12 protein-coding genes are annotated in these 12,942 nt (G+C 64.8%); 8 read left to right on the top strand and 4 right to left on the bottom strand.

Annotation, left to right across the window (positions count from 1 at the left end):
* Window positions 1-20 precede the first annotated feature (20 nt).
* Together PCA31118_RS09165 and PCA31118_RS09170 are read right to left on the bottom strand one after the other, a co-directional pair.
* Entirely contained in the window at window positions 21-668 is a 648-nt protein-coding gene (locus PCA31118_RS09165; RefSeq protein WP_150624904.1) for a YitT family protein, read from the bottom strand.
* A gap of 149 nt (window positions 669-817) precedes the next feature.
* Window positions 818-1,915 carry a branched-chain amino acid aminotransferase gene (locus PCA31118_RS09170; RefSeq protein ID WP_150624905.1) on the bottom strand — a complete coding sequence of 366 codons (1,098 nt, stop codon included), beginning with the start codon at window positions 1,913-1,915 and terminating at the stop codon, window positions 818-820.
* Between the two features lie 425 nt (window positions 1,916-2,340).
* Between PCA31118_RS09170 and PCA31118_RS09175 the strand changes: the two genes are divergently transcribed.
* The gene (locus PCA31118_RS09175) at window positions 2,341-2,694 is read left to right on the top strand and encodes a hypothetical protein (protein WP_044453934.1); all 354 of its coding nucleotides are present in this window, start codon (window positions 2,341-2,343) and stop codon (window positions 2,692-2,694) included.
* Window positions 2,695-2,818: 124 nt separating this feature from the next.
* Here PCA31118_RS09175 and yfcF read toward each other — a convergent pair whose 3' ends face one another.
* Entirely contained in the window at window positions 2,819-3,463 is a 645-nt protein-coding gene (gene yfcF, locus PCA31118_RS09180; protein WP_246190145.1) for a glutathione transferase, read from the bottom strand.
* Window positions 3,464-3,650: 187 nt separating this feature from the next.
* Here yfcF and PCA31118_RS09185 point away from each other — a divergent pair, with 187 nt between their 5' ends.
* The 6 genes from PCA31118_RS09185 (at window position 3,651) to PCA31118_RS09210 (ending at window position 10,326) form a co-directional block, all read left to right on the top strand.
* Window positions 3,651-4,538 (top strand): LysR substrate-binding domain-containing protein, encoded by an 888-nt coding sequence (locus PCA31118_RS09185; RefSeq protein ID WP_174990403.1) that lies wholly within the window; start codon window positions 3,651-3,653, stop codon window positions 4,536-4,538.
* A gap of 106 nt (window positions 4,539-4,644) precedes the next feature.
* Window positions 4,645-5,565: a LysR family transcriptional regulator gene (locus tag PCA31118_RS09190; RefSeq protein ID WP_150624908.1), complete on the top strand. Its 921-nt coding sequence runs from the start codon at window positions 4,645-4,647 to the stop codon at window positions 5,563-5,565.
* Between the two features lie 253 nt (window positions 5,566-5,818).
* On the top strand, window positions 5,819-6,682 hold the full coding sequence (locus tag PCA31118_RS09195) for a VOC family protein (RefSeq protein ID WP_150624909.1): 864 nt from the start codon (window positions 5,819-5,821) through the stop codon (window positions 6,680-6,682).
* Window positions 6,683-6,701: 19 nt separating this feature from the next.
* Window positions 6,702-7,481 carry a class II aldolase/adducin family protein gene (locus PCA31118_RS09200; RefSeq protein ID WP_343043271.1) on the top strand — a complete coding sequence of 260 codons (780 nt, stop codon included), beginning with the start codon at window positions 6,702-6,704 and terminating at the stop codon, window positions 7,479-7,481.
* Between the two features lie 164 nt (window positions 7,482-7,645).
* On the top strand, window positions 7,646-9,046 hold the full coding sequence (locus PCA31118_RS09205) for an MFS transporter (RefSeq protein ID WP_150624910.1): 1,401 nt from the start codon (window positions 7,646-7,648) through the stop codon (window positions 9,044-9,046).
* Between the two features lie 137 nt (window positions 9,047-9,183).
* A complete protein-coding gene (locus tag PCA31118_RS09210) occupies window positions 9,184-10,326 on the top strand; it encodes a porin (protein WP_246190146.1) in 1,143 nt (380 codons plus the stop codon).
* 129 nt (window positions 10,327-10,455) lie between these two features.
* Here the strand turns inward: PCA31118_RS09210 and PCA31118_RS09215 are convergent, their stop codons facing one another.
* Window positions 10,456-11,505 (bottom strand): aldo/keto reductase, encoded by a 1,050-nt coding sequence (locus PCA31118_RS09215; protein WP_150624912.1) that lies wholly within the window; start codon window positions 11,503-11,505, stop codon window positions 10,456-10,458.
* Window positions 11,506-11,941: 436 nt separating this feature from the next.
* Between PCA31118_RS09215 and PCA31118_RS09220 the strand changes: the two genes are divergently transcribed.
* Window positions 11,942-12,916 carry an AraC family transcriptional regulator gene (locus PCA31118_RS09220; RefSeq protein ID WP_150624913.1) on the top strand — a complete coding sequence of 325 codons (975 nt, stop codon included), beginning with the start codon at window positions 11,942-11,944 and terminating at the stop codon, window positions 12,914-12,916.
* Window positions 12,917-12,942 lie beyond the last annotated feature (26 nt).

The raw sequence follows: 12,942 nt of genomic DNA on the forward strand, positions 1-12,942 counted from the left end.
TTCGGGCGGCGTGCGCTGTATCAGCGTCCCGTGTAGCGTCCCGGTTTGTGCCATGCCACGACCATGGCGCTCATCGCGATGGCGGACAGGGCCGACCAGGCCACGCGGCCCGAGGGGATGACGCTTAGCGAGACGAGCAGAATCGTCGTGTCGATGCACACCTGCGTGATGCCGGCGTTGATGCCCCGTCGGCGTTGCAGCCACAGCGTCACGATGCCGGTGCCGCCAACGCCCGCGCCGTGACGCGCGAGCGCCAGAATGCCCATGCCGCACAGCGTGCCACCCACGAACGCCGCGAACAGCGGGTTGACGAAGGCGACGTTGAACGTCTGCGGCATGGCCGCGAGGGCGAAGGTGATACCGAAGCTCGCGACCGTTGATTTGAGCGCAAAGCGCGCGCCCATCGTGAAATACGCGAAGAGGAAGAACGGTATGTTCACCAGCGTGAAGATGGTGCCCACCGGCAGCGGAAAGAGGTAAGAGGCGAGCAGTGCGATGCCTGCCACGCCGCCGGTGACCAACCCGGCAGCCTTGAGCAGCACCAAACCGACCACCACGAATGCCATGCCGATGACCATCGCATAGATGTCTTCGAGCACGGAGTGCGGAACGCCGATTGTGTCGGTTGCCGCAATGGCGCCGGATACGGCGCCCGTGTCGTGTTTCATGATCTGTAAGTCAGGAACAACAGGACGGCGCGCCCGACTCTCCTGTTGTCGTGACACGCCGCCAGAGATTTCCCGCGTCGCTGTCTCGGGCGACGCGCAGCTTCACAGCTTGTTATGTCGATGCGGTAATTGACCGATACAACGCGCGATCAGGCGATATGGTGCACCCAGCCGAACGGATCGGCGATCTTGCCGCGCTGAATGCCCGTCAGTTGATCGCGGATACGCTTGGTGACGGGGCCTTCGCCGCCGTCGGCGATGTTGAATTCGCCGTTGGCGTGACGCACCTGGCCGATCGCCGTGACGACCGCAGCGGTGCCGCAGGCGAACGTTTCCTTCACGCGGCCGCTGGCCGCATCGGCCTGCCACTGGGCGAATTCGTACGGCGCTTCGTTGACCGTGAGGCCTTCGCGGCGCGCCAGTTCGATGATCGACGCGCGGGTGATGCCCGGCAGAATCGTGCCCGAGAGGGGGGGCGTCTGAAGCGAACCGTCGTCCATGACGAAGAAAACGTTCATGCCGCCGAGTTCTTCGATCCAGCGGTGTTGTGCGGCGTCGAGGAACACGACCTGATCGCAGCCCTTGGCGCTCGCTTCCGTCTGCGCGATCAGGCTGGCGGCGTAGTTGCCGCCGCACTTGGCGGCGCCGGTGCCGCCCGGGGCGGCCCGCGTGTACTGGTCCGACACCCACACCGTGACGGCCGACTTGCCGGCCTTGAAGTACGGGCCGACCGGGCAGGCGATCACGCAGAAGATGTATTCATGTGCGGCACGCACGCCGAGGAAGCTCTCCGAGGCGAACATGAACGGACGGATGTAGAGGCTGCTGCCTTCGGCGCCCGGGATCCATGCGCGGTCGATGTCGACGAGCTTTTCTACGGCTTCCAGGAACACGGCTTCCGGCAGGTCGGCCATCGACATGCGCTGGGCCGATTCGCGGAAGCGTTTCGCGTTGGCTTGCGGACGGAACAGCGAGATCTTGCCGTCCTCGCTCCGATAGGCCTTCATGCCTTCGAAGATTTCCTGTGCGTAGTGCAGCACGGCGCATGCGGGGTCGATCTGGAACGGACGGCGGGCTTCCACCTTCGCGTCGTGCCAGCCCTTGCCTTCGGTCCAGCGGATCGTGACCATGTGATCCGTGAATACACGGCCGAACACCGGATTCGCCAGCGCGGCGGTGATCTGGTCGGCGGGGGTGGGGTTGGCGTGCGGCTCCACGACAAAACGCAATTGGTTGTCAGCGCTCATGTTTCTTCAGTGTCTCGGCAGAGGTGGCTTGATTCGTCTGTGCCGTTAACGTAAACGGCAAGGTGGCATATTTTCCTCCTTTCGGGGCCTGCCTGTCGACTGAATTCACCGCTTCTCACGTCACGGCGGGCTTCTTTCGGAATTTGTGCCGGAAAATGTCGAAAATTGGCGAATTTTTGCTGGAATTCTGCGCCGTTAGCCGGAATTTTCGCTCTCGGAGGCGCCGCGGCGCTTCCCGGGTCGGGTCAAAAGTGTGTAAAAAAACATTTCCGACCACGAGGCGGACTGCGCTCGACATTTAATATCGAAAGCGCATCATGTCGGGGACGCTCCTGGCGTTGAAGTCGCGCAACGGTTGCCTTCTGCGACCGCATCGCCGCGCGCTGGACGTTCCCACCCGATATGCGCAAAGGGAGAGGAGACGCATGAAGTCGACGACGATTCGGATGTTGCGCGCTTACCTGCTCGTGGCGTCGCTGGGGGCCATGTGCATCGACGCCTGCGTGGTGATCGCCATGTTGGTGTTCGACGTACCGCAGCGTATCTTCACCTCGGGCGATTTTCGTATCGCAATGGCCGGGTCATTGCTGCTGCTGGTGCTCGCGGCGCGCTCGGTGGCGCAGGCCGCCTATGAGGCGGCGCTCGCGAGCCGCCACGTGACACTGGGCGGCGAGAGCCGACAGCGCACGGTCGCGGTACGCGAGGACTGCCCACACCGGTTGCTTGTCCTGTTTCACCTGCGCATCCATCGCCAGCAATTGGCGATGGTCGCGCTGTGACGGCGTTCCGGCGTTGGTCCGCGTTAATCTGCGTTAATCCGCGTTAATCCGCGTTAATCCGTGTGTGTCTGCGTTCGTCGGCGCTGATCGGCGCAGGCTGCCGTCGGTCGGCAGCGTAGTGAGATCAGGCGAGCGGCGGGCGTTGCATGGCAAGCCACTCCTGCACCGCAGGGTGCTGGAACTGACGACGGGCGTATTCGGCAAGGTTCTGCGGCACCACGTCGTCGTTGTACACGAGACGGTTGAGCATGACGGCGAGATCGACGTCCGCGATACACCACTTGTCGAACAGCGACATGCGACCGTCCGGCAACAGACTTTGCGCGATGGCGATGAGCTTGTTTGCGGCAGCGTAACCGGCGTCGGTCAGCGGCTTGTCGGACGGGCGGTAGAAAATGACCTGCGTCGAGCGGTCTTCACGCAGGGCGCCCAGATCACTGCGCAGCCAGGCCTGGACCTGACGGGCCCGGGCGCGGTCGCGCACGTCGGCCGGATACACGGGAACCTCCGGCGCAATCGCCTCGAGATATTCGTCGATCGCCGACGATTCGGATAACGTGAAATCACCATGCACGAGCGTTGGCACGCGACGTGTGATCGACAGGTCAGCGAATCCGCTTTCGTGATGGGCGCCCTGATCGAGGTCCACGGTGCGCAGATCGAACGGAATTCCTTTCTCGCGCAACGTGACGAAAACCGACAGTGCATAAGGGCTGGTGAACTGTGCGTCGACGTAGAGCGTGAACGATGCGGGGGCAGCGGCTGACACGGTGAACTCCTGTAGCGGAACATGCGGAAAGGATGCGAAGGCAAAGGCCTCCCGGACGCCTATCTTGCCGCACCCGCGCGGTGATAAGCTACTGCACAAATCGATGGCAAGCTGTGAGCCAGGATCACAGCTCATTGCCGCCGTTTGCGTTCCGGCTCACCCCCAATTTCCGTCGCCGTTCCTGTCCATGACATCCGAGCACCGCGCCCGTCCGCCGCTGGCAAATCTGGAAACCGTCTGCCTGGTGGCGCGGCACGGTTCGTTCACCGCCGCCGCCGAGGCAAGCGGACTCACGCACGGCGCTATCAGCCGCCGGGTCGGGGCCGTCGAAAACTGGCTCGGCTGCGCGCTCTTCGAGCGTCACGGGCGAGGCGTCAGTCTGACGTGCGACGGGCAGCGCTTTCTGGGGCGCATCGAGCACGCGTTCGACGTCATCGACGCCGCTGCCGATCAGTGGCATCAGTCGCGCAAGGTGCCTGCCGTTCGGCTGAGCGTGGTGCCGTCGTTCGCCAAACTCTGGCTGCTGGAGCGGCTGCAATCGCTCCAGTCGGGCCAGCCGTACATCGACATTCAGGTCGCCACCGAACACCGCAATGCGGACGTGGGCGCGGGTGAAGTCGACATTGCGCTGCGCTACGGTCGTGGTGGCTGGGCGAGCGTCGATGCCGAGCCGCTGATGCGCGAGACGCTGTATCCGATCGCGTCGCCGGAAATTGCGCAGCGTCTGAAGGGCGCGAGTGCGTCCGAACTGCTGACGATGCCGTTGCTGCACGACTCCGATCTGACGGGGTGGCGCGCGTGGTGCGGGGCGCAGGGCGTGTCGCTGCGTCCTCGTGCGCGCGATCGACGCTTCGAAGACTATACGGTGGTGCTCGCGGCGGCCGAGGCGGGGCTGGGCATTGCGCTTGCGCGCGCGCCGCTCGCGCAGGACTGGATCGCTCGCAGCCGGCTCGTGCGACTGTCCGACGTGGAAGTCGAATGTCCCTTGCGGTACCACATCGTGACGGCCAAACGCGAGCGGCGTCCGGAGGTACTGGAAGTGATCGCGCGTCTGCACGCCAGCGCGCGCACGTAAATACCATGATCGCGACATCGCGCAGGGGCGGGGTTTCCCGCACTGCGCGCGTTGCGGCTCGTTGCCTAAAATGCGGGACGCTTTTGGCAGAACTGCACGGCTGGGGATGAACTTACGCTCGCTCGATCTGAATCTGTTGCTCGTGTTCGAGTCGTTGCTGCGTACGCGCAGCACGACGGTCACGGCCGAGGAACTTAACCTCACGCAGTCGGCGGTGAGCAATGCGCTCAAGCGACTGCGGCTGGCGTTTGGCGATCCGCTGTTCGTGAAGACACCGCAAGGCATGCTTCCCACCGACCTCGCCGCCTCGCTGGCGTCACCGGTCACCGAAGGTCTTGGGCTGATTCGCGGCGCCATCGAAGCGCCGCAGGATTTCGTTCCCGCCAAGGCGCAACGCACCTTCCGCCTGTATCTGAGCGACATCGGGCAGCTGATCTTCATGCCGAAACTCATGGCCACGCTGGCGGCGCAGGCGCCGGGCGTGCGCATCGTGACGGTCGACACCACCCCGCGCGAAGCGCAAAGCGCCATGGCGATGGGCGACATCGATCTCACCCTCGGGCTGTTCACGCGGTTCTCGTCGGGGTTTCATCAGCAGCGGCTGTTTCGCGAGCATTACGTCGCGCTCGTGCGCGACGGGCATCCGACGATCCATGGCGAACTGACGGTCGAGAATTTCCGCAATGCCGCGCACGCGGTCTATCGTCCGACTGCCGGCCACCACGACGTATTCGAGACGGCAGTCGAGCAGTGGTTTGCCCGCTCGGGGCACCAGCGTCACGTGGCGCTGCGCATGGCGCATTCCATGGGGCTCTCCGCGCTCATCGCCGCGAGCGATCTGGTGGTGTGCGTGCCGACGCGGCTGGGCCGCGCCCTGAGCGCCAACGCCGACCTGCAAACCTACGCGCTGCCGTTCGAGAGCCCCGAGTTCGACATCTCGCAACTCTGGCACGAGCGCTTTCACACCGACGCCGGCCATCGCTGGCTGCGCAACACGATCTTCCAACTGTTCCACGGCGAAGACTGAATCCCGAGCCGGCACGCACGTTGCCGAGCGCCCGCACTGCCGCCGCGTCGAAGTGCCTTGTCCCTTGCCTCGACAGCGCGCGCATTCCCCAATGCTGCACACCCAATTCACAGCGTAAATACCGGACATTTACGTAATTTGTTGGCGTCATGCGGCGCGCATCCTTATCGTATCCCTCACAAGACCGACGTCGTCCAACCGACGTCGCCGGACGGCAGTCCGGGACACGAACAACATCCGCAGGAGACAAGCGGTGATCAATCTGCACGACATTCGTTATGTGCGGCTGGGCACGCGCGACCTCGAAGGTGCCACACGCTATGCGCGCACCATTCTCGGGTTGCAGGAAGTGCGTCGCGAGGCCGGTTACGTATTCCTTCGCAGCGACAGCCGCGACCATTCGGTGTGCTACTTCGAAGGCGACCCCACGGACCACACGGTGGCGTTCGACATCGCGAGCGATGCGCATTTCGATGCGGCCGCTGCGCAACTCGAAGCGATGCACATCGCATTTCGTCGCGGCACGCGCGACGAAGCCGACATGCGTCGCGTGGCTGACTTCCTCACATTCCGCGATCCCACGGGCAACCAGATCGAACTCGTGCTGCGCGCGGCCCAGACCGGTCGCGGCTATCACGGCGAGCGCGACGCGGGCATCGACTCGTTCAGTCACGTTGGGCTGTGTACGACCGACGCGCGCCGCGATGAAGCGTTCTGGACCAGCGTATGCAACGCCCGGGTGTCGGACCGTATCGGCGACGCACCGCTGCTGCGCATCGACGACGTGCATCACAAGATCGCGCTGTTTCCGGCCAAACGCGCGGGCATTCAGCACGTGAACTTTCAGGTCAACGGCATCGACGACCTGATGCGGTCGTGGTATTTCCTGCGCGAGCAGGGCGTACCCATTCGCTTCGGTCCGGGGCGTCATCCGACGTCGCATGCGATGTTCCTGTACTTCGCCGGACCGGACGGCATGGTCTACGAGTACTCGACCGGCGTGCGCAAGATCGCGCCGCAGGACGAGGCGACGTACGTGCCGCGCCAGTTCCCGTTCGATCCGACCGGATTCTGCATGTGGGGCGCCAAGCCCGAGATTCCCGAGTTTTCGTCCTGACATGCCCGGCGGTATCCCCATGACTCACACTACGCTTCCCACCGCCGGCATGCCGGATATCGCGAGCGTCGCCGCACTCGACCGCGCAGTGCGCGTGGCCGCGCGGACGCTGGCGCGCGCCGGACTCGCCCACGCGTATGGCCATTGCAGCGCGCGAATCGACGACGCTCACTTCGTCGTCTGCGCCGCACGTCCGATGGGACTGATCGGTGTCGGCGAGACGGGTACCGTCGTGCCCATCGACGGTCCGCTGCCTGAGGGCGTGCTGGGGGAAGTGCGCCTGCATCAGCAGATTTACCGCGCGCGCCCGGAGATCGGCGCAGTCGCGCGCACGATGCCGTCAAAAACGATGTCGCTCTCGACGCTGCGCCGCACACCGCGTGCGCTGCACGGGCCGGGCACCTATTTCGCACCGGGCGTGCCGCTGTGGGACGACCCGCAACTGATCCGCTCGGACGAACAGGCGGCGGCGGTCGTTGCGTGCATGGGCACGAACGCTGCCGTTGTCATGCGTGGCAATGGCGCAGTGGTCGCTGCCGACACGCTCGAAGCGATGGTCGCCCTCACCTGGTATCTGGAAGACGCTGCGCGCGTCGATCTCGACGTACTCGCGCTCGAAGGCAAGTTCGCGGCAGCGGTGCTCGACGACGCGCAATGCCGCGCGCGGGCCACGCGCTCGGGCCGGATCATCGAGCGGATGTGGGAGTACCTGTCGGCAGGGGACCCGGAGCTGTCCGGTGCGCATGCGACCTGTGCCACCCATGCCACCCATGCCGCCAACGTGCCGTCAACGTCGTAAGCACTGCAAGCGTCACGCACGCCGGGCGCCGCGCGCCCGTCACCCGAAGGTTCTCGATGTAATCGCCCCCAACCGGCGGCGGCGTCGACATAGAGCGTCGTGCACCGACACAGACGCCACGACCCGTCGCTCAGTCTGCGGTAGTTGCCGCACAGGAGACAGACATGGAAATATCCGCTTTGATGAATCGCAGGGGCATCACGCCATTCCAATGGCGCGTGATTGCCCTGTGCTTTCTCATCGTCACACTGGACGGCTTCGATACCGCCGCGATCGGCTATCTCGCACCGGCTATCCGCAGCGAGTGGGCGATGGCGACGACGAGTCTCGGCACGGTGTTCGGTGCAGGCCTCGGCGGCCTGATGCTCGGTTGCTTCATCTTCGGCCCGCTCGCGGACCGTATCGGGCGCAAGCGCGTGCTGATTCTCTCGGTGGTGCTGTTCGCGCTCGGCAGCATTGCCTCGGCGTTCGTCCATAGCCCGACGGAGCTCGCCGTTCTGCGTTTCATCACCGGTATCGGACTGGGTGGCGCGATGCCCAACGCCATCACGCTCAGTTCGGAATACTGCGCCGAGCGCATGCGTTCGCTGCTCGTCACGGCTACCTTCTGCGGCTTTACGCTCGGATTCGCCATCGGCGGAGAGATCGTCGCGCAAACGTTGCCGCATATCGGCTGGCGTGGTGTGCTGATCGCCGGTGGCGTGGTGCCGCTGCTCGTCGTGCCGGTGCTGATGCGCTGGCTGCCGGAATCGATGCGCTATCTCGCAGCGCGCGGCGACCGTGCGGACCAATTACTGGATATTGCGCGCCACATCGATCCGACGGTCACACGTATCGATCCGGAAGTCGCACCGGCCGGTGCGGCGAGTTCGGCGGTGGGTGGCCTGTTCACGCGCCGCTATGTGGTGGGCACGATGCTGCTCTGGGCGACGTATTTCTGCACGTTGTGCGCGTTCTACCTGCTCACCAGCTGGCTGCCGCTGGTCGTCAAGGACTCTGGCTATACGCTCGCGCAAGCGGCACGTATCGGCGCGATGCTGCCCCTTGGCGGCACGGTGGGCGCGGTGCTGATCGGTTTTGCCATGGACCGCACGAGTCCGTATCGTGTGCTCGCGGCGTCATACGTCATGGCGGGCATTGCACTGTGCGTGCTGGGTTCGGTGACGCATCAGGCCGGCTGGCTGATGATCGTCGTCTTCCTCGCGGGTTTCGGTGTTGCGGGCTCGCAGACCGGCGCCAATGCATTGACGGCGGCCTACTACCCGACGGCCTCGCGCGCGACCGGGGTGGCCTGGGCGCTGGGGGTGGGGCGTCTGGGCTCCATCCTCGGTTCGAGCCTCGGCGGCGTGCTGATCGCAACGGCGTCGAGCACGGCGCAGGCGTTCCAGATCGTGGCTATCCCCGCTTTCCTGGCGGCAGGGCTCATGCTGGTGATGCGTCGTCGCGTCGCGCGCAGCGGATCGCTTGCCCCATCGGCAACCGCGTCGGCCACCCCATCGGCCACCCCATCGGCCACCCCATCGGCCACCAAGCCGCCGACGAACCCGGCGACGGGCCACGTCTGACGAGAGCACCGGGGCGAGCGACACTCGTTCGCCCATGAAGGACCCGCCGCGACGCTCGTCCCCCGACGATCATGCGGCGGCGCTGCAAACTGACCGGCACAGGTCAGGCCACCACACGCATCTTCGGAGACATCACCGTGATCCACAAGGGACTGCCTGCGCTCGCGCTGGCTGCCGGCCTCGCATTGGCCACCACTTCCGCCTCGGCCCAGAGCGTGACGCTCTACGGCATTCTCGATACCGGCGTCGAATATATCTCGCACGCCGGCGCCAACAACAGTTCGCTCGTGCGCATGCCCGCCAACACGGGGTCATTGCCGTCTCGCTGGGGCTTGCGCGGGGACGAAGATCTCGGCGGCGGTCTGCATGCGTTGTTCACGCTCGAGAACGGCTTCAACGTGCGTGCGGGCGACCTGAATCAGGGCGGACGCCTGTTCGGCCGTCAGGCGTGGGTCGGGTTGTCGAACCGGTACGGCACGCTGTCGTTCGGGCGTCAGTATTCGATGACGTTCTGGGTCATGGCGGATGCGGACATTCTCGGGCCGGACCTTTACGGCAGCGGTTCGCTCGACAGCTACATTCCCAACGCGCGCAGCGACAACACGGTCGCCTACAAGGGCGTGTTTCAGGGGCTGACCGTCGGCGCGACGTACTCGTTCGGCCGCGACAGCGGCGGCACCGGCAACTCGCCGGGGCAAGGCACGTGTGCAGGACAGACGCCGGGACAGATGACTGCGTGCCGTCAGGTCTCGGCAATGCTCAAGTACGACACGGCATGGTTCGGCGTGGCGGGCGCATGGGACGAGCAGCGCGGCGGTGCCGGCGCTGCGGCAAGTTTCTTCAACGGCGCGGCGGCGGTGCCGCTCACGAGTTCGTCGGACAAGGACACGCGCTGGCAACTGAACGGTTATGTGAAGGGCGGCAACTGGAAGGCGGGGGCGGGCTGGCTCGGTCGTCGCGTGCAGACAGCGTCGGCGGCGGTGGCAGACGTGAACTCCGACATGTTCTACCTCGGCGCGCTGTATCAATTTACGCCGACGTTCGCCGTCGACGGCGAGGTCTTTCGGATGCTGAACTCGCGTCAGAACGCCCGGGCGACGATGGCGACCCTGCGCGGTACGTATTTCCTCTCGAAGCGCACGGCGGTCTATACGCAGCTCGCATGGCTGGGCAATAGCGAGCATGCCGCGTATTCCGTCAGCTCGGGCGGTGCGGGTGGTTCACCGACCCCCGGCACGAGCCAGTTGGGCGTGAACGTGGGCATGCGACATACGTTCTGATGTCCTGAACCCGCAGTGGGCAGATGAACGAGCAAGGAACTGGCAAGGAACGAAAATCGGCGCACCGGTGAGTCCGGTGCGCCGTTTTTCATGGGCGATGTTTCAACGCTCACATCACATCACATCGCATCACACCAGACCGGCTTCGGCGAGTTGTGCGCGACGCGGGTCACCCTGGCGCGAGAGCATCCAGCCCGGATACTCGCTGGGCAGGGCGCTGGCCGCGTTGATCGCCGACAATTCGCGTTCGTTGAGCGTCACGCGTGTGGCGGCGATGTTGTCGTCGAGCTGATCGGCACGCTTCGCGCCGATGATGACGGTCGAGACCACCGGTTGCGCGAGCAGCCAGGCCAGCGCGATCTGCGCCACGGAAACGCCTTTCTCGGCTGCGATGCCGCGCATCACGTCGATCACGTCGTAAGCGCGCTCGACATTGACCGGCGGGAAGTCGAAGGTCTGGCGGCGAGCGCCGTTTTCCGACTGACCGTCACGCGTGTACTTGCCGGAGAGCAGACCGCCTGCGAGCGGGCTCCACACCATCAGACCCACATTCTCGCTGCGCAACATCGGCACGATTTCGCGTTCGAGATCGCGTCCCGCGACCGTGTAGTACGCCTGAAGCGAGGCGAAGCTCGCGAGATTCAGGCGCGCCGAAATGCCCAGCGCCTTCGTGATCTGCCATGCCGCCCAGTTCGATACACCGATGTAGCGCACGTGGCCCTGACGCACCAGCGTGTCGAGTGCACCGAGCGTTTCCTCGATCGGCGTGGCGGGATCGAAGCCATGCACCTGATACAGATCGATGTGATCGAGTTGCAGGCGTTTGAGGCTGGCCTTGATGCCGTCCATGATGTGATAGCGCGACAGGCCGCGCGAATTGCTCGTTTGCGCGCCGGTGACACCGAAGACCTTGGTTGCCACGACCACGCTGTCGCGCGGCACCTTGAGATTGCGCAGCGCCTGGCCGGTAAGCACTTCCGACTGGCCTTCCGAGTAGACGTCGGCGGTGTCGATGAAGTTGATGCCCGCGTCGAGCGCACGGCCGACGAGCGCATCGACGTCGTTCTGCTGCAATTGACCGATCTTGCTCCAGAAGTCGCCCTGTCCGCTGAAGGTCATCGTGCCGAGGCACAGTTCCGAGACGAAGAGGCCGGTGTTGCCGAGTTTGCGTTGTCGCATTGCGTCGCTCCGTAGAAATTGCCGCCCGTCGCAGGAGGCCGCCGGAAGAGTGACGGCTTGCACGGGATGGGATGCATTATGCGGCGCGGGGTATCGGGCAAGCAGTACCTGTTCCTGCACATTTTTTGCCTGATTCTGCAAGCCCGTGGTTGGCTCGCCGCGAACCCAGGGGAAAAGCGAGATAAAGCGTTGAGCGGCGGGGCGTTCGGGGGGCGTGTCGCCGGGGCATCGCAGTCCGATGCCGCGGTGTCTTCCGCATTTTTGGTTGGATTCTCTGAATTTCGTGCCTGATCGTGCCCATCTGATGGCGGAGAATCGGGCAAGTTCTCGCGACGAGCGTATGCTGTCACGAATTGAGGGCGCGCAACCCGATTGCCGTCGTCTGTGCGCCCAAACAGATCAAGCGGAACAAGGATCAAGGATCGAGGACTTCGGCATGCATCTCGTCAAAACATCCCCTCACGACGCGCTGCCGACCCGTGCGCACGCGGATGACCCGTCGCGTGCGGCGCGCGCCGAACTGGTGCAGTTGCTCGAAGGCGCGACGCACGGCCTTGAGGGCACCTCGCCGACGGCGGTGCAGGGCCTGTTCGTGAACCGTGTGTTGCATCCGGGCGGGCCAAGGCCGGTCCTGCAGCAGCCGGCGTTCGCCGTCATCGCGCAGGGCGAGAAGCGCCTGCAGATCGGCGACGAGCACTATGCCTACGATCCGATGCATTACCTCGTGTCGTCGGTGCATCTGCCGGTGGTGGCCCAAGTCTGCGGCGCGAGCGAGCAGGCGCCCTATCTGGGCATGCGTCTCGATCTGGTCGCGGACGATATCACTTCGCTCATCGGCGACGAGCATCTGCCGCCCCCGGCGCCGTCGTCGACGGCCCGCGGGCTGTACGTCAACCGGCTCGATGCGGCGTTACTCGATGCCGTGTTGCGTCTGCTGCGATTGCTGTACACGCCGCGCGACATTCCGATTCTCGCGCCCATGATCAAGCGCGAAATCATCTATCGGTTGTTGATGAACGGGCAGGGGGTGTTGTTGCGTCAGATGGCGTTGCAGGACAGTCAGATGAATCGCATCGCGAACGCAGTGCGCTGGCTGCGCGACCATTATGCGCAGCCGTTGCGCGTGGAGGCGCTGGCGCAGGAAGTGCATATGAGCGTGTCGTCGCTGCACCACCACTTCAAGCTCGTGACGGCGATGAGCCCGCTGCAGTATCAGAAGCAACTACGCTTGCAGGAGGCGAGGCGCCTGATCTTCGCCGCCGATATTGCGGTGGCGACAGCGGCACAGGCGGTCGGTTACGAGAGTGCGTCCCAGTTCAGCCGCGAATACGCCCGAGTGTTCGGGGAGGCCCCGCTGCGCGACAAGCGGCGCTGGTTGCAGGAGGGCGACGCAGGCACGACGCGGGGGTGATGGGCGTTAGCGGCCGTACCTGACCG

The sequence above is a fragment of the Pandoraea captiosa genome (assembly GCF_902459775.1).
Lineage (GTDB): Bacteria > Pseudomonadota > Gammaproteobacteria > Burkholderiales > Burkholderiaceae > Pandoraea > Pandoraea captiosa.